16 protein-coding genes are annotated in these 20,862 nt (G+C 63.9%); 4 read left to right on the top strand and 12 right to left on the bottom strand.

Annotated elements, in window-relative coordinates:
- Window positions 1-12: 12 nt before the first annotated feature.
- Together bamC and CEJ45_RS09920 are read left to right on the top strand one after the other, a co-directional pair.
- Entirely contained in the window at window positions 13-1,194 is a 1,182-nt protein-coding gene (bamC, locus tag CEJ45_RS09915) for an outer membrane protein assembly factor BamC (protein ID WP_088754966.1), read from the top strand.
- 18 nt (window positions 1,195-1,212) lie between these two features.
- The gene (locus tag CEJ45_RS09920) at window positions 1,213-1,998 is read left to right on the top strand and encodes an MBL fold metallo-hydrolase (RefSeq protein WP_088754967.1); all 786 of its coding nucleotides are present in this window, start codon (window positions 1,213-1,215) and stop codon (window positions 1,996-1,998) included.
- 415 nt (window positions 1,999-2,413) lie between these two features.
- On the opposite strand, the gene CEJ45_RS25120 is transcribed toward CEJ45_RS09920, so the two are convergent.
- Entirely contained in the window at window positions 2,414-2,686 is a 273-nt protein-coding gene (locus CEJ45_RS25120) for a hypothetical protein (protein ID WP_075259113.1), read from the bottom strand.
- A 322-nt stretch (window positions 2,687-3,008) separates the two neighbouring features.
- Window positions 3,009-4,136 carry a cupin domain-containing protein gene (locus tag CEJ45_RS09930; protein ID WP_167386292.1) on the bottom strand — a complete coding sequence of 376 codons (1,128 nt, stop codon included), beginning with the start codon at window positions 4,134-4,136 and terminating at the stop codon, window positions 3,009-3,011.
- A gap of 225 nt (window positions 4,137-4,361) precedes the next feature.
- Between CEJ45_RS09930 and CEJ45_RS09935 the strand changes: the two genes are divergently transcribed.
- The gene (locus CEJ45_RS09935) at window positions 4,362-4,904 is read left to right on the top strand and encodes an FKBP-type peptidyl-prolyl cis-trans isomerase (RefSeq protein ID WP_088754969.1); all 543 of its coding nucleotides are present in this window, start codon (window positions 4,362-4,364) and stop codon (window positions 4,902-4,904) included.
- A gap of 162 nt (window positions 4,905-5,066) precedes the next feature.
- On the opposite strand, the gene CEJ45_RS09940 is transcribed toward CEJ45_RS09935, so the two are convergent.
- The 6 genes from CEJ45_RS09940 to CEJ45_RS09965 form a co-directional block, all read right to left on the bottom strand.
- Window positions 5,067-6,008 (bottom strand): hypothetical protein, encoded by a 942-nt coding sequence (locus tag CEJ45_RS09940; protein ID WP_088754970.1) that lies wholly within the window; start codon window positions 6,006-6,008, stop codon window positions 5,067-5,069.
- A gap of 65 nt (window positions 6,009-6,073) precedes the next feature.
- Window positions 6,074-8,755, bottom strand: a complete 2,682-nt coding sequence (mutS, locus tag CEJ45_RS09945; RefSeq protein ID WP_088754971.1) for a DNA mismatch repair protein MutS — start codon at window positions 8,753-8,755, stop codon at window positions 6,074-6,076.
- Between the two features lie 255 nt (window positions 8,756-9,010).
- Window positions 9,011-10,018 carry a zinc-dependent alcohol dehydrogenase family protein gene (locus CEJ45_RS09950; RefSeq protein WP_088754972.1) on the bottom strand — a complete coding sequence of 336 codons (1,008 nt, stop codon included), beginning with the start codon at window positions 10,016-10,018 and terminating at the stop codon, window positions 9,011-9,013.
- A 156-nt stretch (window positions 10,019-10,174) separates the two neighbouring features.
- On the bottom strand, window positions 10,175-11,758 hold the full coding sequence (locus CEJ45_RS09955; protein WP_187697655.1) for a DHA2 family efflux MFS transporter permease subunit: 1,584 nt from the start codon (window positions 11,756-11,758) through the stop codon (window positions 10,175-10,177).
- Window positions 11,759-11,785: 27 nt separating this feature from the next.
- Window positions 11,786-13,018, bottom strand: coding sequence for an HlyD family efflux transporter periplasmic adaptor subunit (locus tag CEJ45_RS09960; protein WP_187697656.1), 1,233 nt, complete (start codon window positions 13,016-13,018; stop codon window positions 11,786-11,788).
- A 5-nt stretch (window positions 13,019-13,023) separates the two neighbouring features.
- Window positions 13,024-14,583, bottom strand: coding sequence for an efflux transporter outer membrane subunit (locus tag CEJ45_RS09965; protein WP_277622414.1), 1,560 nt, complete (start codon window positions 14,581-14,583; stop codon window positions 13,024-13,026).
- Between the two features lie 242 nt (window positions 14,584-14,825).
- Here CEJ45_RS09965 and CEJ45_RS09970 point away from each other — a divergent pair, with 242 nt between their 5' ends.
- Window positions 14,826-15,428, top strand: coding sequence for a TetR/AcrR family transcriptional regulator (locus tag CEJ45_RS09970; RefSeq protein WP_088754974.1), 603 nt, complete (start codon window positions 14,826-14,828; stop codon window positions 15,426-15,428).
- Between the two features lie 82 nt (window positions 15,429-15,510).
- On the opposite strand, the gene CEJ45_RS09975 is transcribed toward CEJ45_RS09970, so the two are convergent.
- The 4 genes from CEJ45_RS09975 to xdhB all read right to left on the bottom strand — a co-directional run bounded on the left by CEJ45_RS09975 (window position 15,511) and on the right by xdhB (window position 20,853).
- Window positions 15,511-15,774 carry a hypothetical protein gene (locus tag CEJ45_RS09975; protein ID WP_088754975.1) on the bottom strand — a complete coding sequence of 88 codons (264 nt, stop codon included), beginning with the start codon at window positions 15,772-15,774 and terminating at the stop codon, window positions 15,511-15,513.
- A gap of 136 nt (window positions 15,775-15,910) precedes the next feature.
- Window positions 15,911-17,209, bottom strand: coding sequence for a guanine deaminase (gene guaD / locus CEJ45_RS09980; protein ID WP_088754976.1), 1,299 nt, complete (start codon window positions 17,207-17,209; stop codon window positions 15,911-15,913).
- A 187-nt stretch (window positions 17,210-17,396) separates the two neighbouring features.
- Window positions 17,397-18,464 carry a xanthine dehydrogenase accessory protein XdhC gene (xdhC, locus tag CEJ45_RS09985; RefSeq protein ID WP_088754977.1) on the bottom strand — a complete coding sequence of 356 codons (1,068 nt, stop codon included), beginning with the start codon at window positions 18,462-18,464 and terminating at the stop codon, window positions 17,397-17,399.
- A 19-nt stretch (window positions 18,465-18,483) separates the two neighbouring features.
- Entirely contained in the window at window positions 18,484-20,853 is a 2,370-nt protein-coding gene (gene xdhB, locus CEJ45_RS09990) for a xanthine dehydrogenase molybdopterin binding subunit (RefSeq protein WP_088754978.1), read from the bottom strand.
- Between the last annotated feature and the right edge of the window lie 9 nt (window positions 20,854-20,862).

The following is a 20,862-nucleotide window of genomic DNA, read 5'->3' on the forward strand; positions in this document are numbered from 1 at the left end:
ACTAGTAACGATATGACTAATAGCAATAACGTTCGTCCGGTCTCCCGCTCCGCGTACACACTTACCCAACGCAGCATCGTCGTCGCACTGGCGCTGGCCGGACTGGCAGGATGCTCGTCCATCGGCAACATGCTCGAAGGCGACCGTATCGATTACAAGAGCGCCGAAAAGGCCCGTGGCCCGCGCCTGGAAGTGCCGCCCGACCTGACCCAGCTGCAGCGCGACAACCGCTACGCCATCCCTGAAGCCAACAAGGGCGTGGCCACTGCGTCGGGCTACCAGCTGGAACAGCAGAACAAGCCGACTACCGATGTCACCTCCGTGGCGCCGACCTCCAAGGGCGACGAGATCCGCATCGAGCGCGATGGCTCGCAGCGCTGGCTGGTGGTCAAGCAGACCCCGGAACAGCTGTGGCCGCAGATCAAGGACTTCTGGCAGGACAGCGGTTTCCTGATCAACATCGAATCGCCCGATACCGGCGTGATGGAAACCGACTGGGCCGAGAACCGTGCCAAGATCCCGCAGGACTTCATCCGCAACACCCTGGGCAAGGTGTTTGATTCGCTGTACTCCACCGGCGAGCGCGACAAGTTCCGCACCCGCCTGGAGCGCGGCCCCAACGGCACCACTGAAATCTTCATCAGCCATCGCGGTGCCGAAGAAGTGCTGACCGGTTCGGCCAAGGAAACCTCGGTGTGGACCGCGCGTCCTTCCGATCCGGGCCTGGAAGCTGAATTCCTGTCGCGCCTGATGGTGCGCCTGGGTGCTGAAGAAACCAAGGCCAAGGCCGCCGTGGCCAACGCCCCCTCGCTGCAGTCCCGCTCGCGCCTGCAGAAGACCGCCACCGGCAACAGCGTGCAAGTGGATGAAGGTTTCGACCGCGCATGGCGCCGTGTCGGCCTGGCACTGGATCGCGTGGGCTTCACCGTGGAAGATCGCGACCGCAGCCAGGGCATCTACTACGTGCGCTACGTGGACCAGAACCAGGACGCCAAGGACAAGAAGGATGACGGCTTCTTCTCGCGCATCTTCAGCTCCAAGGACAAGGACAAGAAGGCTGCCAAGTACCGCATCGTGGTCAAGGGTGCTGGCGCCGACAGCAGCAACATCGTCGTGCAGAACGGCGAGGGTGGTCCGGATACCTCGGGTATCTCCGACAAGATCCTCGGTCTGCTCAACGACCAGCTGAAGTAAGCAGGACCCGGGGCTCAGATGAAGTTCGCGAGCCTCGGTAGCGGCAGCGAAGGCAATGCGCTGCTGATCTCGGCCGCAGCCGGCGACCAGCGTCCCTCCTCGGGGACAACGGTCATGCTGGACTGCGGCTTTACTTTGCGCGAAGCCGAAAAGCGCATGCTGCGCCTGGGCCTGGATCCTTCGGACGTCTCGGCCATCGTGGTCACGCATGAACATTCGGACCACGTCAGTGGCGTCTTCAAATTCGCGCGACGCTATCGCATCCCCGTCTGGCTCAGCTACGGCACCTGGCAGGCGGTGGCCGAGCAGGCCAACGATGTCGATGTGCGTTTCTGTGCCGATGGCCAGAAGCTTGCCATCGGCGACCTCGAACTCTCTCCCTATACCGTTCCGCACGATGCCCGCGAGCCGGTCCAGTACGTGGCCAGCGATGGCGACCGGCGCCTGGGCGTGTTGACCGATGCCGGCCAGCCGACCGCGCACCTGGTGCAGGCCCTCGATGCCTGCGATGCCCTGCTGCTGGAATGCAATCACGACCGCGAGATGCTGGATCGCTCGCCATATCCGGCCTTCCTCAAGCGCCGCATCGGTGGAGACTACGGCCACCTGGCCAACGATGCCAGCGCAGAGATCCTCCGGTTGCTCGACAAGAGCCGGCTCAAGCGCGTCATCGGCGCTCACCTGAGCCAGCAGAACAACACCCCCGAACTGGCCCGCGCGGCCATCGAAAGCGTGCTCGGCACGACCTTTGGCGAAATCGGCATTGCCTGCCAGGAAGAAGGTTTTTCCTGGCTGGACGTGTAGTCAAAAAACGCGAGTGGGTCAGCTTTTTGTCAGGCTGGTCCCAGCGCTGTCGCACCGCCGCAGAAACAATTTGTTTCTCTTTTCATTCACGTTGAAGATTCATTTTTGCGGGTACCCGCAGCGCGGCATCCGTGCATGCGTCGATCTTGTGTCCCCGATAAGAAAAAAAGGGCCTTGGCAGCCCGTCAGGGCATTGTCAGTACGTGCATATGGACGGGGTGCTGCGAAGGCTTTGTGGGACGATCTGATGCGTTTGCGCCAGATCAAGGAACCACGCAGTCTGGATGCCGAGGGGGAGAGGGCAAGAGCGGCGGAGATGAAGGAAAAGACGGGGCGATACGCGGAACAGGGACGAAACACAGGGACGAAAAAAAACCGGTCTTGCGACCGGTTTTTTCCGAAAATAATCCGAAGATTACTTGGCCGGAGCGGCTTCAGCCGGCTTTGCATCAGCGGCCGGAGCGGCAGCGTCAGCAGGCTTAGCGTCAGCAGCCGGAGCAGCGGCGTCAGCCGGCTTGGCAGCGTCAGCAGCAGGAGCGGCGTCAGCCGGCTTTGCATCAGCAGCCGGAGCAGCAGCGGCCGGAGCTTCAGCAGCAGGAGCAGCTGCAGGTGCCGGAGCTTCTTCCTTCTTGCCGCAAGCAGCCAGGGCAACAGCCAACAACGAAGCGATCAACAGAGTCTTTTTCATGAATATTCCTTCAATATTTAAAAATTGTGCGATGAATAATTACCGGTAATTATCGCTCTACTGGGAGGCTTTCGCCGCGGGTAAGACCTCACGGTCGGGCTTCGGTTCTTGCTTCTTTTTGACTGCCGAAACAACGCCTGACAACGAAAACTTTCCAGCCCATCATTATAGCTATTTTTTTCCGGAATCACATCGCCACTATGGGAATTCGTAAGAATTTGTAAGAACTTACATCGCGTTGGAGCGGCCCGCAAAGTCTTGACGCAAGCCGCTCTCCGGGATTTTCTAAAGTGATTTCGAGAAGTGTTCGCGATAAATTGGATTAGTCTCGAACAATCTCGAGCCAGCCACTTTCATGCCATTGATGCAATGCTTCCAGCAGGTCTTCGGAGGCCAGGTCGAGGTCGGTTTTCTCCAGCACACGCGAGTCGGCCAAGCGCGCCAGGATCGCCTTGTCACCGCGATTGACCTGGAAGGATTCGCCATTGATGAAGACGTGAGAGCCACGGTACAGCATGCGCGTCTTGCGATGCAGCGCCAGGCCACGTTTCTTGGCGCCCTGGAAAAAGCGAGCAAACGACAATTCCTGGGCCGGCGCCTCGAAGAAAACACTGTGTTTGGGCTCCGACAGATGCTCACCGAGGAAGATGGTGATGTCGTCGTCGGTGAAGCGGATCTTGTTGAGTTCGTCGCGGATGCGCGCCACCATGTCGAGCGGCAATTCCGCCGGCTTGGCGGTGGCTTTCAGGTCAGGATCTTCATAGCGGCCGGGCAGGTCGATGGTATCCATCATGAATTCCAGGAAGGATTCGCCCAGTTCCTGGTAGGCCGGCGAGCGGAAGCCGACCGAATAGGTCATGCATTCACCGATGGCTACGCCGTCATGCGCGTATTGCGGCGGCAGGTAGAGCATGTCGCCCGGTTCCAGCACGAATTCCTGTTCGGCCTGGAAGTTGCTGAGGATCTTCAGCGGCACGCCTTCTTCCAGCGTCAGGTCCTCTTGCGCGCTGATGCGCCAGCGGCGTTGTCCGTGGGCCTGCAGCAGGAAGACGTCATAGGAATCGAAATGCGGGCCGACGCCGCCGCCATCGGTGGCGTAGCTGATCATCAGGTCGTCCAGGCGTGCATCGGGCACGAAGCGGAACTGGCGCAGCAGGGCGTCGGCGGCCGGGTGGTGCAGGTTCACGCCTTGTACCAGCAGGGTCCAGGCCTTTTGCTTCAAGGGCGGGAGCTTGTTGAAGGGGCCATGCTGCATGTCCCAGCCATCGGTGCGATGGGTGATGAGGCGCGATTCGACCTCATCGCGACGGGCCAGGTCGAACAGTTCCTGGCGCGGCAGCGGTGCCGTGAAACCGGGGATGGCGTTGCGGATCAGGAGCGGCTTCTTGTGCCAGTAGTCACGCAGGAATTGGGCGGGCGTGATGCCGCCGAGCAGATCGAGTTTTTTCATGGTCGCCATTATAGAGGTGCCAGCGCAGCCGTACGCCTTTGGCGGCGGCCAAGTTTGATGCAGGTATAATCGCGGAGTCGAGATACCGTTTTTGAAAGCGTCCTTGCCTCGCGGGAATGGCAAGGGGATGGTTCTTAGGCCCCAACCCGGGTGGCAGGTGTCCCGCGCGACGCTTCCGCAGCAGCTGCCGCTCCCGCACCACTATCGATACAAAGGACCCTTACGATGAAGATCGCGAAGAATACCGTCGTTTCCGTCAACTACAAGCTGTCGGATGCCCAGAACAACCTGATCGAGCAAAGCAGCGAGCCGATGGTCTACCTGCACGGCGGCTATCACAACACCCTGCCCAAGATCGAAGAAGCGCTGGACGGCAAGGAAGTCGGCTACAGCACCACCATCCAGGTCGAGCCGGAAGATGCCTTCGGCGAATACGATTCCGAGCTGGTCAAGATCGAGCCGGTCGAGCGCCTGCCGCAGCCGCTGGAAGTGGGCATGCAGTTCGAAGGTTCGCCCGACGACGACAGCGAAGAGTCGGTCATCTTCACCGTCACCGAAGTGGCGGACGGCAAGGCCGTGCTCGATGGCAACCATCCGCTGGCCGGCATCGCGCTGCGCTTTGAACTGGCCGTCACCGAAGTGCGCGCCGCCTCCGAAGAAGAAGTGGCCCACGGCCACGTGCACGGTGCCCATGGCCACCACCATCATCACGATGATGAAGATGAAGGCGACGCCGGCGACCACTTCCGCAGCCAGCCGCTGAACTGATGGTTGAGCGCTGGTCGCTGATCGCTGACCGCAGCGCCGGAGAAAACCCGTCGATCGGGCATTTTCTTCCGGCGCGCAAGAAAAAACGCCCGCAGATGCATTCTGCGGGCGTTTTCGTTCATATGGACCGGAAAACCTCGTTTTCCAGCAAGATCCAGGCGCCTAGCGCCGTTCGCCATCTGCATCGGCCACTGCAAACAGCTGCGGCAGATGGTCATCCACCACCACCTTGAGCCAGCGCTCGCCCACGCCCACACTGCCCAGGTTGCCGCTCCACAGGATTTGCGCTGGTGCCTTGCTCTTGCCGCCCTGGGCGTGCACGACCAGTACGCGTCCCTGGAATTTGCCCGCCAGGTCGGAGAACAGCTTGCGCGTCTCCGCAAAGCCATCGCGCTGGGCGCGGAAGAAGGAACGCTTGGGCGGCGGACCGAAGGGGTTGCCATCACTGAAGAAGACGATGGCCGCGCTCTTCTTCAGGGCGGCAAAGGCGAACAGGTGCTGCAGCCAGTTGCGATTGGCGATGAGGCGGTCCTCGAACTCATTGTTGCGTCCGCCATCGAGCAGGAAGTGATTGTTGGCCGCCGGCAGGTTCACGGTAGCGAAGAGCACGTTGCCGATTTCCCAGCGGGTGTTCTCGGCATAGCTGCGGAACTTGGGCGTGAGCGACTGGCGCAGCATCGGCAGCCGGCTCGCGCCCAGCGAGAATTCGCTGGCATAGAAGATCTCGCGCATGCGTGCCAGGCGTTCGATGGCGTCCGAACGGTTCTCGCGGTCGCGGCAGGTGATCCAGTCGCTGCCGGCCAGCGACACGAAGATGCCGTTCTGCGCCTGCGAGAGCATCGCATGGCGCTCGGCATAGAGCGCGTCATCGCAGCGTTCAGAAGGGGATTTGATGCCGTTGACCACCACGAAGGCGAGATTGTCGGCATCGGTCTCGGCAAGGGCCTGGCGCAGCGCTTCATCGCCCTTGACGCCGGGCGCGGCATGGTTGATCACGCCGAACGAAAAGTCCTGTCCGGCGGCCCATGCCGCACCGCCCGCCATCAGGATGGCAGCGGTGAAGCAGGTGCACAGCAGGATGCGTCGGATCGGGCGGATCGGCATGCAGTCTTTCTGCGGTTCAAAGGGCGGCGTCAAGCCGGCGTCCCCGTGGTGTTGTCGTGGTGTTGTTATTGTCCCCGGCTCAAGGCCTTCAACTGGTAGAGCGCATCCAGCGCCTGGCGCGGCGTCAGGGCATCGGGGTCGATGCCGTCCAGCGATTGCAGCAGGGCCTGGGCCAGCGGATCGGGTTCGACCGCGCTGGCGGGATTGCGTTCATCGTCTGCTTCTTCAGCTTCGGCTTGCGTTTCCATGAAGGAAGGGGAGCTGAACAGGTCGAACTGGGGCGTTGGCTGCATGGATTGGCTTTCCAGCGCCGAGAGATGCTTGCGCGCGGCGCGGATGACCGGAGCCGGCACCCCCGCCAGTTGCGCCACCTGCAGCCCGTAGCTCTGCGAGGCCGGGCCGCTCTGGACGGCATGCAGGAAGACGATGCTGTCCTTGTGCTCCACGGCCGACAGGTGCACGTTGGCCGCGGTCGGGTGGATCTCGGGCAACTGGGTCAGTTCGAAGTAGTGGGTCGCGAAGAGGGTGAAACTGCGCGTCACATCGATGAGGTGCTTGGCAATCGCCCAGGCCAGGGCCAGGCCGTCGAAGGTCGAGGTGCCACGGCCGACCTCATCCATCAACACCAGCGAATGTTCGGTGGCGTTGTTGAGGATGGAGGCCGATTCGGTCATCTCCACCATGAAGGTGGAGCGGCCGCCGGCCAGGTCATCGGCGGCGCCGATGCGGGTGAAGATGCGGTCGATCGGACCGATCACCGCACTGGTGGCGGGCACGAAGCTGCCCACGTAGGCCAGCAGGGTGATCAGCGCCACCTGGCGCATGAAGGTCGATTTACCACCCATGTTGGGACCGGTGATGAGCAGCAGCTTGCGTTCGGCGGCGAGCTGGCAGTCGTTGGCGATGAAGCGTTCGATCTGGTTTTCCACCACCGGATGGCGGCCTTGTTCGATCTGGATGCAGGGCTCATCGACCAGCTGCGGCGCGCACCAGTTGTTGCGCACGGCATGGTCGGCCAGGGCCACCAGCGTGTCGAGCTGGGCCAGTGCATGGGCGATGGATTGCAGGCGCACGATGTGTGCACCCATGTCGTTGAGAAGCTGCTCGTAGAGGAATTTCTCGCGCGACAGCGAGCGTTCCTGCGCCGAGAGCGCCTTGTCCTCGAAGGCCTTCAGCTCGGGGATGATGTAGCGTTCGGCATTCTTCAGGGTCTGGCGGCGGCGATAGTCTTCCGGCACCTTGTCGGTCTGGCCGTGGGTGACCTCGATGTAGAAGCCATGCACCTTGTTGTATTCCACGCGCAGGTTGGCAATGCCGGTGCGTTCCCGTTCGCGCGCTTCCAGTTCCAGCAGGTACTGGCCGGCGTTTTCCGACAGGCCGCGCAGTTCGTCCAGTTCGGCGTCATAGCCGCGCGCGATCACGCCGCCGTCGCGCACCATGGCGGCGGGCTCCAGCATGATGGCGCGTTCCAGCAGGTCCAGGCATTCCACGGGCGTGGCCAGGTCTTCGTGCAGCTGGCCCAGCAGTGGTGCTTCGGCGTCGCGGGCGCACATTTCCACGTAGGCCCGCAATGAACCCAACTGCTGCAGGCCGCTGCGCAAGCCCGCCAGGTCGCGCGGACGCGCCGAGAGCAGGGCGATGCGGGTGGTGATGCGTTCGATGTCGGGCACCGCCGCCAGCGTGGCCGACAGGCCCGAGCAGGCGTCGGTGCGCATGAGCGCATTGATGGCGGCGTGGCGTTCGCGCGCCACTTGCTGGTCGCGCAGGGCGTGGTGCAGCCAGTGGCGCAGCAGGCGCGAACCCATCGCGGTACGGCAGTGGTCCAGCGTGGAGAACAGCGTCGGGGCCAGCGCATTGGCATCCTGCGAGCGGATGGTTTCGGTCAGTTCCAGGTTGCGGCGGGTGGCCGCATCCAGGCCGATGAATTCATTTTCGGATTCGACGGTGAGCGTGCGCACGTGCTGCAGGCCGCGTCCCTGGGTCGATTGCGCATAGCGCAGCAGGGCACCGGCGGCACAGATGGCCGGGCCCAGGCCGTCGGCACCGAAGCCGTGCAGGGTGGCCACGCCCAGTTGGTCGAGCAGGGCCTTCTCGCTGCTGGGCTGGTCGAAATGCCAGTCCGGCACCGTCACGGCGCGGTTGGGCAGCAGCGGCTCGCACTGCTCCAGCTGGCCGTCGGCCACCAGCACCTCGGCGGCCGAGATGCGTTCGAGCTCCTGCTTCACGCGGCCATCGAGCAGCGTGCTCTCGACCGTGAACTCCATCATCTTGAGCGCGCCGCTGGCCATGGACAGCCAGGCCAGGCCGACCTGCATCTGCTTGCGCGACTTGGAGGGCAGCAGTTGCATGGCCAGCAGGCAGCGCTCGGCCTTTTCGGGCAAGAGGTCGGAATCGGTCAGGGTGCCGGGCGTGACCACCCGCACCACCTTGCGCTCCACCGGTCCCTTGCTGGTGGCCGGGTCGCCGATCTGTTCGCAGATCGCCACCGACTCGCCCAGCTTGATCAGGCGTGCCAGGTATTGCTCCACCGAGTGGAAGGGCACGCCCGCCATCTTGATCGGGTTGCCGTTGGAAGAGCCGCGCTGGGTCAGCGTGACGCCCATGAGGCGCGAGGCCTTTTCGGCATCTTCGAAGAAGAGTTCATAGAAATCGCCCATCCGGTAGAACACCAGCGTGTTGGGATGGTCGGCCTTGATGCGGAGGTACTGCTGCATCATCGGCGTGTGGGCGGCGAGGTCTTTGGTCATGAGTCTGGGTGGCGATGCGGGGATCGCTTCTTGCAAGTTCGGGAAGCATGGCCGCGCGGGCTGGCCTGGATCTCCGTGGATCTCACGGGATCATCAAGCCACGCTGGCGGCGGGACGTCATGGCGGCCCGCTGCACGGGCCCGCCATAAATCAAAAATGCGGACCGTGGTCCGCATGCATGAGCCGGGATTGTACGCCCTTGACCCGGTGCAGCCAAGCGCACAGCCCGCGTTTGACCCGCCTGGGGCCTCGAATTCAATCGAAAGAGATGACGATCTTTCCCGAATGCTCGCCCCGTTGCATCCGGGCAAAGCCCTCGGCTGCTTGGGCCAGGGGGAAGCGCGAGTCGATCAGCGGCCGGATCTGGTGCAGGGCCATCATGCGGATCATCGCCTCCAGTGCGGCGCGCGAACCCACCACCACGCCTTGCATGCGGATCATGGGGCCGATCAGTTGGCGGATGTTGAGCGAGGTCTCCATTCCGCCGACGAAGCCGACCACGCCCACGAAGCCGTTGAAGCGCACCGCCGTGAGCGATTCAGACAGGCTGCTGCCGGTGGTTTCGACCACGATGTCGACCCCGCGTCCGCCCGTCGCCTCGCGCACCGACTGGCCCCAGGCGGGGGTGTGCCGATAGTTGATGACAGTGTCCACGCCCAGGCTGCGCAGCAGGGCTGCCTTGGCGTCAGACGAGGTGAGCCCGATCACGCGCGCCCCGGCGGCCCGCGCGAACTGCGCTGCAAACAGGGCCACGCCGCCGGTGCCTTGCACCAGCACGGTCTGGCCGGCCTGCAATCGGCCCTGTTGCAGGCAAGACCAGGCGGTCAGGGCGGCAATCGGCAAGGTACTGGCTTGGTCATCATCCAGGTAGTCCGGCGCGGCTACGGCTTCTTCGGCGGGGACCACCACGTAATCCTGCAGCACCCCGGTGAGCGGTCCTCCCAGGCTGCCGCCGTTGCGCTGCTCGGGCGTGAGTGCGCCATCGCGCCAGCCCTGGATGTACACCGGGATGACGCGCTCGCCGACCCGGAAGCGGCTCACATCCTCGCCCACCGCCTCGACCACACCGCAGGCATCGGAGCAGGGGGTATAGGGCAGGGGCAGCTGGGGCATGTAGCCACCACAGAGGATCGCCAGGTCACGGTAGTTCAGGCTGGCGGCGCGCACGCGCACCAGGATCTCGCCACGGCGTGGTACGGGACGGTCGATCTCGGACAGGGTCAGGCCGTCGATGGCGAAGCGGCGGGCTTGCAGGGCTCTCATGCAGGGTGTCTCCTCGATAGGGCGTGGGGAACAGCGATGGGGCAGTCTAGCAAAATCACCTGTGCTGCGTCGGCCGCCCAAAAAAACAGGCGGCCACCGAAGTGGCCGCCTGCCCAGTCCGCAGGGGAAGACGGACTGTGGGGGAGAGCTGCTCGATCAGTGCGCCGAGGTCGTATCGGCCACCCGTGTCGGTTTTGGTGCCAGCCACACCGCCAGCGCCGCCAGCGAGAAGGACACCGCGGCCATCATGAAGATGTGGTTGGTGGCCAGCATCACGGCCTGGTTCTGCACCGTCTGCGCCAGCGAGCCCGTCGCCTGCTCGGCGCTCATGCCCGAGGCCATCATGGCGTTGACCGCATCGCCGCCACGATCGACCAGGCCGGACAGTTCGGCGTGGAAGTAGGTGGCGTCGTTTTCCCAGCTGGTATTGACGATGGAGGTGGCAATCGCCCCGGCCATGGTGCGGCAGAAACTCATGAGGCCGGCGGCCGATGCGGTCTCTTCCTCGTTCACGCTGGAAAGCGCCAGGCCGGTGAGCGGCACGAAGAACAGCGGCAGTCCGATCCCCTGCAGGAACAGCGGCCAGCCGATCTGGAAGAACGACATGTCGGTGGTGTTGAAGGCCCGCAGGAAGGTGATGAAGCCCAGCCAGGTCACGCCGATGCACACCAGCTTGCGCGCATCGATGGTGGTGGACATCTTGGCCACCATGGGCGCAGTCAACACCGCCAGGATGCCGGTCAGCGCCGAGATGCAGCCCGACCAGGTGGCGGTATAGCCCATGTAGCCCTGCAGCCAGAGGGGCGTCAACACCACCGAGCCGAAGAAGGCACCGAAGGCCAGGCAGATGGTGGTCACGCTGGCGGTGAAGCCGCGATGGCGGAACACCCGCAGGTCAACGATGGGATTGTGCTCGGTCAGCTCCCAGATCAGGAAGGCGATGAAGAACACCACGGCAGTCACGGCCAGCAGCACGATTTCGGTGGAGGCGAACCAGTCCTTTTCCTTGCCTTCATCGAGCATCAGTTGCAGGGCGGCCACCCAGACCACCATCAGGATCAGCCCCACGCGGTCAATGGGCAGCTTGCTGGTCTTGGTCTCGAAGCGCTTGAGCATGCGCCAGCCGAGATAGCCGCAGATCAGCGCCACCGGCACGTTGATCCAGAAGATGTAGGGCCAGCTGTACTGGTCGCACAGCACCCCGCCCAGGATCGGGCCGGCAATCGGTGCCACCAGCGTGGTCATGGCCCACAGCCCCACGGCGGCAGGCGCTTTTTCCTTGGGGAAGATGCGCAGCAGCAGAGTTTGCGACAGCGGCATCAGCGGGCCACCGGCCAAGCCCTGCATCACGCGGAAGGCGATCAGCATGCCCAGCGAATTGGCCAGTCCGCACAGGGCCGAGAACAGCCCGAACATGACCATCGAGAGGATGAACACGCGCACCGTGCCGAAGCGATTGGCCAGCCAGCCGGTCAGGGGCACCGTGATGGCTTCAGCCACCGCGTAGGACGTGATGACGTAGGTGCCCTGGCTGGTGGAGGCGCCCAGCGCGCCGGCGATGGTCGAGACCGAGACGTTGGCGATGGTGGTGTCGAGCACCGCGATGAAGTTGGCGGCGGCCAGCAGGATGCCGGCGCCCACCAGCTGGCCGCCGGTCAGCGGGGCCTCGAAGGGACCGGGCTGGGCGGCAGGCTTGGGGGCGGGCAGGTCGCCCGCCGTTGCGCTTGGTGTGGATGACATGATGAGTCTTTCCTTGTCGTCGCCGGATTACAGTGCGGCGGCGCGGGACTCGGTGCTGGCCGTCTTGGGCTGGACGTCACCGGCCTGCACCTGGCCGCGTGTATCGATCTCCACTACCATCGACAGGCCCACCGACAGCGGACGCTGCGCCAGTTCCTTGGGATCGAGCGAGATGCGCACCGGCAGGCGCTGCACCACCTTGATCCAGTTGCCGGTGGCGTTCTGCGCGGGGATCACCGCAAAGGCCGAACCGGTGCCACCGGAGAGACCCGTGACGACGCCGTGGTATTCCACCGAACCGCCATAGATGTCCGCCTTCATGGTCACCGGCTGGCCGATGCGCACCTTGGTCAGTTGCCCTTCCTTGAAGTTGGCATCCACGTGCATCTGCTGCAGCGGCACCACCGACAGCAGGCTGGCACCGCTCTGCACGCGCTGGCCGACTTGCACCTGGCGGCGGGCGATGACGCCATCGACCGGAGCGCGCAGCACGGTGCGTTCGAGGTCCAGCTTGGCCTGATCCAGCTTGGCGCGGGCCAGGACCACTTCCGGGTTGTCGTCCACGGTGGTATTGGCCGTCAGTACGGTACTGGCCTTCTGCGCACCCTGGGTCGCCTTGATGTTGGCGCGCGACTGCACTTCAGCGGCTTCGGCTGCCTTCAGGTTGGCCTGGGCGGTCAGCAGGGCAGTGCGCGCATTGCTCAATTCTTCACCCGACACCGAACCCGACTTGGCCAGCGCCTCGCGGCGCTGCAGGTCGATTTCAGCACGCTTCATATCGGCCTGCGCCGACAGCAACTGGGCACTGGCGCGCTTCTGCTCGGCTTCACGGGCCAGCACCTGGGCGGCCAGGCCGGCATCGTTGGCGAAGTAGCCCTTGACCTTGCGTTCGGTGCGGTCCAGGTCGGCGGCGGCCTGGTCCACGGCCAGCTTGGCATCGGCGTCGTCGATGCGTACCAGCACGTCGCCCTTCTTGACGGCCTGGGTATCGACCACGTCGACGGCGGCCACGATGCCGTTGATGGCCGGGGTGACGGTGGCCACTTCGGTGGCGGTGTAGGCGTTGTCGGTCTCGACGTAGCGCGAGCCGATCAGGTACCAATAGGTGCCGTAGCCGATGGCGGCGATGGCGACCACGCCGCCGAAGATGGAAAAGAGCTTCTTGCGCTTTTGCGCCGCGGCCGCCTTGGAGGCCTCTTCATTGCGCTGACGGGTTTCTTCGGCCAGGGTGTGGGCCGCTTGGGAATCGCTGTGGGACATGATGTTCAACCTTTCGCTTGCTGTTCGGTGTGGGGCGCGGTGGCGCTGTCTTGGCTCTTGCTGTCGCCGGCGGCGCGGTAGCCGCCGCCCAGGGCGCGCACCAGCGCGACATCCAGGGTGAACAGGCGCGAGCGCAGGTCGGAGAGCTGGCGCAGGTTGCTGATGAGCGTGTCCTGCGCATTGAGCACGTCCAGGTAAGTGTTGAGGCCGCCGTTGTAGCGGTTGCTGACGATGCGATAGGCCTCTTCGGCGGCGTCGGCTGCGGCCTGCACATCCTGCAGGCGGCCGGCCAGGGCTTTCTCGCTCACGCCGACATCGGCCACATCCTGCAGGGCCTGGGTGACGGCCTGGTCGTAGTTGGCCACGGCTTCGTCATAGCTGGCGCTGGCCGAGCGGAATTGTCCGCGCACGCGGCCGCCGTTGAAGATGGGCAGCGAGATCGCCGGGCCGAAGCTGCCGATGTCGGAGCCGCTGCGGGTGAGCATGTCGATGCCCAGCGACTGGAAACCGAAGTAGGCCGACAGGTTCACATTCGGATAGAAGGCAGCACGCGCCACCTTGATCTGCTTGCCGGCCGCTTCGGCGCGCAGGCGCGCGGCCACGATGTCGGGACGGCGGCCCAGCAGTTCCACCGGCAGTTGCGCGGGCAGGCCGAAGGGCTTGGACAGGTCGATCTGCGGGCGCGCCAGCTGCAGGCCGCGATCCGGGCCGGCCCCGGCCAGTGCGGCCAGCTTGTTGCGTTGCAGGGCGATGGATTCGTCGGTGGCCTTGAGGTCGGCCTGGGCGATGGCGCGGCGCGCTTCCATCTGCTTGACCGAGCCGCGTGTCTCCAGGCCATTGGTAAAGCGCTGGTTGAACAGGTCCAGCGTCTCTTCGCGCACCTTGAGCGCAGCTGCATTGGTGTCGCGCTGGGCGTAGAGCTGGGCCAGGTCGGCGTAGGCCGAGGCGATCGAGGTGGCCAGGGTGATGCGCGCCTGGGCGGCGTCCGCACGGCTGGCTTCCAGTTCCGAGGTGGCTGCGGCCAATGCGGCGCGGTTCTTGCCCCAGAAGTCGATTTCATAGCTGAAGTCCAGCGTGGTGCGGCTCTCGTTGTTGTAGCCCTTGGGCACGAAGTCCGGCGGCACGCCGTTGTTGTAGGACTGCTTCATGCGGTCCAGCGAGGCATTGCCGCTCACCTGCGGATAGAGCGCCGCCCCTTGTTGCTGGGCCGTGCCCTCGGCCTTCATCAGGCGGGCCTTGGCGACGGCCATGGAGGGTGCGCTCTGCAGGGCTTCGGCGATGAGCGCATTGAGCTGGGCATCACCGTAGACCGTCCACCACTGGTCGTTTGGCCAGGCCGATTGCACTCCCGTGGCGGCCAGGGTCTGGCTGCTCTGGTAATGATCGATGGACTTGGGTTCGGCGCGCGCACCGAGATCGGTGAAGGAGGCGCAGCCGGCCATGAGCGCCGCTGCCAGCACGGCCGCCGAGACCGCCGCCGCCCGCCGCCACGGCAGGGTAGGCCGCTCGGACCGCAGCGCCGGATAGGGCGCGCGCTGGTCGGGGATAGATGAGTTCTTGTTCATTTGCGTGGAGAGTGGAGTGAACGACTGAATCAGGATGTCGATGTTTAAAAACTGTACAGTTGAGTATAGTATTCGCTTTTGTGAAGTGTCAAGGCGCTTTGCGATAAATTGCTCGTCTTTTTGCGGCATTGCCGCAACAGGGATTTTTTGCCGCGATTTGATGGCAATCAGGCGGCTTTCGGCGGCATCGTCGCCTATAATTCGGGATTGGCCGGTTTTCTGGCCGGCATTACAGGACAATCATGCGCAAGAAGAGTGAAGAACGGCGGCAGCAGATGATCGACATCGCTGCCGAGGTGTTCAACGAAATCGGTTTCGAAGGCGCCTCCATGGCGGAAATCTCGGCCCGTATCGGGGGCTCCAAGGCCACGCTGTACAACTATTTCAGCTCCAAGGAAGAAATCTTCGTGGAGGTGATGATCAAGCAGGTGGGTTGCCAGTTTGAAGAATTGTTCATGGCCTTGCGTAATGAAGACGAAGTACGCGCAGGTTTATTGCGGCTGGCGAATCATTATCTGGGCGTGGTGTTCCGGCCCGAGATCGTGGCGGTCAAGCGGCTGGGGATGTATTACGCGGGCAAGTCCGAGCTGGGGCCGCTGCTGTACGAGCGGGGGCCGAAGCGCGGCTGGACGCGCATTGCCGATTTCCTGAAGGTCAAGATGGAGGAGGGCAAGCTGCGCTCCTCTGACGCCTGGATCGCCGCCATGCAGTTTCGCGCGTTGATCGAAGCGGAATGGATGGAAGTGCGCATGCTCAACGTGGTCACCGAGATTCCGGCGGACCAGCTGCAGGCGTCGGCGCAGCGGGCGGTGGAGGCTTTTCTTTATCTGTATCAGCCGCGCTGAGGGGATTCAGAAGCACAAGAAGGCGACACGGGCGACTGCAAGCCGGGTGTCGGTCGAGTGATCTAAGCAGAGCATTCAATCGCTACTTCTCGCTATTGCATTGCTTTGCCCAGTACATTTCGCGGGCCTTGACCAAGCTGTCTTCCATTTCCATTGTCTGGAATCTTTCTGTGCAGCGCTCGCAGGAGAAATATTGCACCGGTACGATGAACGTCTCTCCTCCAAATGTGCGGTTTTCCGTCGAGACGACATAGTGAACAGTTCCCTGGCCGGCACAGTTTGGGCAGATATCAAAAGGCTTCATAGGTTTCGCACATTCCGCTGCAGACCAGAATTGATCCGGCATGGATCTTCCTTTAATTCGCGTTTCCACGCATGCGAAAAAGTTGGATCAATGACCACAAATGAAGTCCCCCAAAAAAACCGGACTTGCCTCAACGGCAAGCCCGGTTCCCCCCTGTTCGGGACCGATATGAACGATTTCAGCGCTGGTGCACCCGCACGCCCGCCGAATAGGTCGCGGCAATGGCACGGTCATCACCCAAAATGGCCAGTGCGAACAATTGTTCCTCGAGGCTGTCGGTGGTGGCGCTGCGGCGGGCCAGCAAGGGCGTGGCCTGCGGATCCAGCACGATGAAGTCGGCGTCGCAGCCCGGCGTGAAGCTGCCGATGGTGCCTTCCAGCTGAAGCGCGCGGGCACCGCCCAGGGTAGCGAGATAGAACATGCGTTGGGCCGGCAGGTAAGTGCCGCCCATGCGGGCGACCTTGTAGAGCTCGTTCATGGTCTGCAGCATCGAGAAGCTGGTACCGCCGCCGACGTCAGTGGCCAGCGACAGCGGTACGCGCGCCGCATCGGCACGGGCGAAGTCGAACAGGCCGCTGCCCAGGAACAGGTTGGAGGTCGGGCACAAGGTGGCCGCCGATTGCGTGGCCGCCATGCGCGCACGATCCTGGTCATCCAGCCAGATGCAGTGGGCATACAGCGCACGCTGGCGCATCAGGCCATAGCCGTCATACACGTCCAGGTAGCTGCGGGCGTCGGGATAGAGCTCCTTCACCCATTTCACTTCGTCCGTATTTTCGGCCACGTGGGTTTGTATATACGTGTCCGGATATTGTGCCGCCAGTTCGCCGGCCAGCTTCATCTGTTCATGGGTGGAGGTCGGCGCAAAGCGCACGGTAATGGCGTAATGCTGGCGTCCCTTGTTATGCCAGCGCCCGATCAATTCCTCACTCTCGCGCACACCCGACTCGGCCGTATCACGCAGGAAATCCGGCGCATTGCGGTCCATCAGGCACTTGCCGGCCACCATGCGCAGGTTGCGTGCATGGCTGGCCGCGAAGAAGGCATCCACCGACTGCGGATGCACGGTGCAATACACGGCCGCACTGGTGGTGCCGTTGCGCAGCAGTTCGGCCAGGAAGAAATCGGCCACTTCGGAAGCGTGTTCCGGCTGCTGGAAGCGGCGCTCGGCCGGGAAGGTGTAGTTGTCCAGCCAGGGCAGCAGGCCCGGCGCGGGGGAGCCGATGATGTCGGTCTGCGGATAGTGGATGTGGGTATCGATGAAGCCGGGGCAAAGGATCTTGCCGCCCAGGTCTTCGATGGCGGTGCCGGGCGGCAGGGTGGCGGCCAGCGTGGCGTAGTCGCCGGCGGCCTGGATCTTGCCGTCTTGCACCAGCAGCAGGCCGTCGCTGTGCCATTGGGTGGCGTGCTCGTCGAAGGCGGGATCGTTGGCGAAATACAGCAGGCTGGCGCGGTAGGCTTGCAGGGATGGGCTCATGGTGTTTCCTCGATGCAGGCGGCGCCGCGCGCACGGGCGCGGGCCGTCGATTCAGTGGTCATCATACTGGAAGGCATGGTCGTGACGATGCATTCCGTGTTGCGAAAGTGGAATCGAAGGGGAACCCCGTGCGATCAGCCAGGACGTGTCGACAGGATTCCCGGAAGGGTGACGGCAGGGTGTTCCTTCAGCCTCTGCCGTCCAGAGCGTGTGTGGCCAGACTCAGTGGCCATGCCTTGGGTTTGGGGTGGGTAAAGCGCAGTTCCCACAGTTGCATCAGTTGCGCCACCACCGCGATGGCGATGCTGGCGGGCTCCTTGCCATAGATGCCGGGGATGCCGATGGGGCAGGTGATCCGTTCCAGCTGCGCGGCCGAGAAACCGCGCTCGGAGAGGCGATGCTCGAACTGCTTGCGCTTGGTGATGGACCCGATCAGCCCGAACCACGCCGCATCGTCACGCTTGAGGATGCGTTCGCTCAGTTGCTGGTCGAGGGCGTGGCTGTGGGTCATCACGAGATAATACGCGCCGGGCTCGGCCATGTCGACCGCGGCATTGGGCACGTCGGTGGCCTCGATGCGGATCTGCGGCGGCAGGCCGGGCGGGAACATGTCCTCCCGCTCATCCACCCACAGCACCCGGCAAGGCAGGTTGGACAAGACCTTGACGATGGCGGCCCCCACATGGCCGGCGCCGAACAGTACCACCTGCGGTTGATGTGCCCGGCACAGGTCGAGCAGCCAGCGGCGGCCCTGGCCGTCGCGCACCAGCTGGGTCTGGCGCGCGTGACGGAGGACGTCCGGCGGCAGGCCGAGGTCAGATGGATCGTTCTCCAGCAGTTGCAAGGGCGCGTCGTGATCCAGCGGCAAGGCGCGCCAGCGGTCCGTACCGCTGCACCAGGACTGCTCCAGTGTCTGCCAGGTGTGCAGGGCGGTGGACTCGGCATCGATGCGCTCGAAGCAGAGGAACACCACGCCACCGCAACACTGCCCCAGGCTGGGCCCGAGCGCGATGCGTTCCAGTCGTCGCCGGTCTGCCAGCGCGCCGGAGCCGGCCTGCAGCATGGCCCGCGCGATCTGCGCCGCGCGCCATTCGAGGTGGCCACCGCCGATGGTGTCGAACTGGTCACCGGCGGTATAGAGCATGCGCGCCCCCGGCTCGCGCGGGGTCGAGCCCTGGATCTGCGCCACCGTCACCAGCACCGCCGGGACGCTGTCCTCTTGCATGCGGCGTAATGCGCTCAGCCATGTTGTCATGATGGTTCTCCGCCGCGCATTACCGGGTGAGCGTAGCCGCGCGCACGGCATCGACCGCGTCGAGGATGGCCTCGCTGGTGGCTGGTGCGCGCAGTGGCGGATTGACGCGATGCCCGCCCACCGACGAGACCGCATCGCGGATCGCCAGGAACACCGAGAACGGCAACAGCAGTGGCGGTTCACCCACCGCCTTGGAACGGTGGATGGTGTCGGACACATTGCTGTTGGCATACAACTCCGTGCGGAAGGCTTCCGGGCAATCCGAGATGGCCGGGATCTTGTAGGTGGAGGGAGCATGCGTCATCAGCTTGCCGTCCTTGTTCCACCACAGTTCCTCGGTGGTCAGCCAGCCCATGCCCTGGATGAATCCGCCTTCGACCTGGCCGATGTCCAGCGCCGGGTTCAGGCTCTCGCCGGCGTCATACAGCAGGTCGGCCTGCAGCAGTTTCCATTCGCCGGTAAGGGTGTCGATCACCACTTCCGACACCGCCGCCGCATAGGCGAAATAGAAGAAGGGATGGCCGTGCATGCGCTTGGCATCCCAATGCACCTTGGGGGTGGAATAGAAACCGTCCGACCACAACTGCACCCGCTGCAGGTAAGCCTTCATCACCAGTTCGACGAAGGGCAGGGATTGTTCTCCCGCCAGCACCAGGCCATCGGCAAAGCGCACCGTCGTCGCCTCGACGCCGAAATGCCGCGCGGCCACATCGGCCAGCCGGGCGCGGATCCGCAGCGCGGCATCTTGCGCCGCCTTGCCGTTGAGGTCGCTGCCGGTGGAGGCGGCGGTGGCCGAGGTGTTGGCGATCTTGCTGGTATCGGTGGCGGTGCAGCGCACCTTCTCCAGCGGTACCCCCAGGGCATTGGCCACCACTTGCGCGACCTTGGTGTTCAAGCCTTGGCCCATCTCGGTACCACCGTGGTTGACCAGCACCGAGCCGTCGGTATAGACGTGTACCAGCGAGCCAGCCTGGTTCAGGTGCGGCACGTTGAAGGAAATGCCGAACTTCACCGGCGTGAGCGCCAGGCCTTTCTTCAATATCGTGCTGCCCGCATTGAATTCGGCCACCGCACGGCGGCGTTCCTGGTAGCGGCTGCTGCGTTCGAGCTGGTCGACCAGGCCGTGGATGACGTTGTCTTCCACCTTCTGGCCATAGTGGGTGACGTTGCGTGCCTCCGGTCCCTCGGCATCGCTGGGCCCGTAGAAATTGTTGCGGCGGATCTCCAGCGGATCGCGTCCCAGATTGCGGGCGATGTCGTCGAGGATGTATTCGATGGCCAGCGCGCCCTGCGGTCCGCCGAAGCCACGGAAGGCGGTATTGGATTGCGTGTTGGTCTTGCCGCACATGGCGTGGATTTCCACGTCCGAGAGATAGTAGGCATTGTCGAAGTGGCAGACCGCGCGCGTGGCCACCGGGCCGGACAGGTCGGCCGAGAAACCGGCACGCGAGATCATGTCGATCTTGGCCGCGACGATGCGCCCGTCATCGTCATAGCCGATCTCGTAGTCATAGGCAAAGCAGTGGCGTTTGCCGGTGACCATCATGTCGTCATCGCGATCGGCGCGCAGCTTCACCGGCCGCCGCAGCTTGGCGGCCGCAACCGCCGCAGCACAAGCCCACAGCGCCGATTGCGATTCCTTGCCGCCGAAGCCGCCGCCCATGCGCCGGCATTCCACCAGCACATCGTGCGACGCCAGCTTCAGGACCGTGGCAATGTGGTGCTGCATCTCGCTGGGGTGCTGGGTCGAGCAAACCACGTGCATGCCGCGTCCCTCCTTGGGGATGGCATAGGAGATCTGTCCTTCCAGGTAAAACTGTTCCTGCCCGCCCACATCGAATTGCCCGCGCAGCTTGTGCGGTGCCAGCGCCAGCGCCACGGCCGGTTCGCCGCGCGTGAGATGCATCGGTGGCAGCACGTAGGATTGCGCCGCATGGGCATCACGCGGGGTGAGGATGGGCGGCAGTTCTTCATAGTCGATCACGGCCAGACGCGCCGCGCGGCGGGCCTGGTCATGGCTGTCGGCCACCACGATGAAGACCGGCTGGCCCACGTATTGCACCAGGCCGTCGGCCAGCACTGGATCGTCGTGGATGATGGCACCGCATTCGTTTTCGCCCGGAATATCTGCGGCGGTGAAGACGGCACGCACACCCGGCGCGGCTTTCACCTTCTCCAGGTCGATGGCGCGCACCCGTGCGTGGGCCTTCTGCGACAGGCCAAGCGCCGCATGAAGGGTGCCGTGCAGCTCGGGGATGTCATCGGTATAGGTGGCTTCGCCGGTCACGTGCAGGATTGCCGATTCATGCGGATGCGGCTTGCCCACGGTGGCCCAGTCCTTTGGCGGCTGCACCAGGGTGTTGAGGAATTGTTCGGTTTGCTTGTTCATGCGGTTCTC

The organism is Herbaspirillum aquaticum, assembly GCF_002213425.1.
Classification (GTDB): domain Bacteria; phylum Pseudomonadota; class Gammaproteobacteria; order Burkholderiales; family Burkholderiaceae_D; genus Herbaspirillum; species Herbaspirillum aquaticum.

What these genes read in the sequence shown, in the direction of transcription:
- bamC (WP_088754966.1), top strand. Translation starts at nt 13, where the DNA reads ATGACTAATAGCAATAACGTTCGTCCGGTCTCCCGCTCCGCGTACACA.
- CEJ45_RS25120 (WP_075259113.1), bottom strand. Translation starts at nt 2,686, where the DNA reads ATGAAAAAGACTCTGTTGATCGCTTCGTTGTTGGCTGTTGCCCTGGCT.
- CEJ45_RS09960 (WP_187697656.1), bottom strand. Translation starts at nt 13,018, where the DNA reads ATGTCCCACAGCGATTCCCAAGCGGCCCACACCCTGGCCGAAGAAACC.
- CEJ45_RS09970 (WP_088754974.1), top strand. Translation starts at nt 14,826, where the DNA reads ATGCGCAAGAAGAGTGAAGAACGGCGGCAGCAGATGATCGACATCGCT.
- CEJ45_RS09950 (WP_088754972.1), bottom strand. Translation starts at nt 10,018, where the DNA reads ATGAGAGCCCTGCAAGCCCGCCGCTTCGCCATCGACGGCCTGACCCTG.
- xdhB (WP_088754978.1), bottom strand. Translation starts at nt 20,853, where the DNA reads ATGAACAAGCAAACCGAACAATTCCTCAACACCCTGGTGCAGCCGCCA.
- guaD (WP_088754976.1), bottom strand. Translation starts at nt 17,209, where the DNA reads ATGAGCCCATCCCTGCAAGCCTACCGCGCCAGCCTGCTGTATTTCGCC.
- CEJ45_RS09930 (WP_167386292.1), bottom strand. Translation starts at nt 4,136, where the DNA reads ATGAAAAAACTCGATCTGCTCGGCGGCATCACGCCCGCCCAATTCCTG.
- CEJ45_RS09955 (WP_187697655.1), bottom strand. Translation starts at nt 11,758, where the DNA reads ATGTCATCCACACCAAGCGCAACGGCGGGCGACCTGCCCGCCCCCAAG.
- CEJ45_RS09940 (WP_088754970.1), bottom strand. Translation starts at nt 6,008, where the DNA reads ATGCCGATCCGCCCGATCCGACGCATCCTGCTGTGCACCTGCTTCACC.
- CEJ45_RS09975 (WP_088754975.1), bottom strand. Translation starts at nt 15,774, where the DNA reads ATGCCGGATCAATTCTGGTCTGCAGCGGAATGTGCGAAACCTATGAAG.
- xdhC (WP_088754977.1), bottom strand. Translation starts at nt 18,464, where the DNA reads ATGACAACATGGCTGAGCGCATTACGCCGCATGCAAGAGGACAGCGTC.
- CEJ45_RS09920 (WP_088754967.1), top strand. Translation starts at nt 1,213, where the DNA reads ATGAAGTTCGCGAGCCTCGGTAGCGGCAGCGAAGGCAATGCGCTGCTG.
- CEJ45_RS09965 (WP_277622414.1), bottom strand. Translation starts at nt 14,583, where the DNA reads ATGAACAAGAACTCATCTATCCCCGACCAGCGCGCGCCCTATCCGGCG.
- CEJ45_RS09935 (WP_088754969.1), top strand. Translation starts at nt 4,362, where the DNA reads ATGAAGATCGCGAAGAATACCGTCGTTTCCGTCAACTACAAGCTGTCG.
- mutS (WP_088754971.1), bottom strand. Translation starts at nt 8,755, where the DNA reads ATGACCAAAGACCTCGCCGCCCACACGCCGATGATGCAGCAGTACCTC.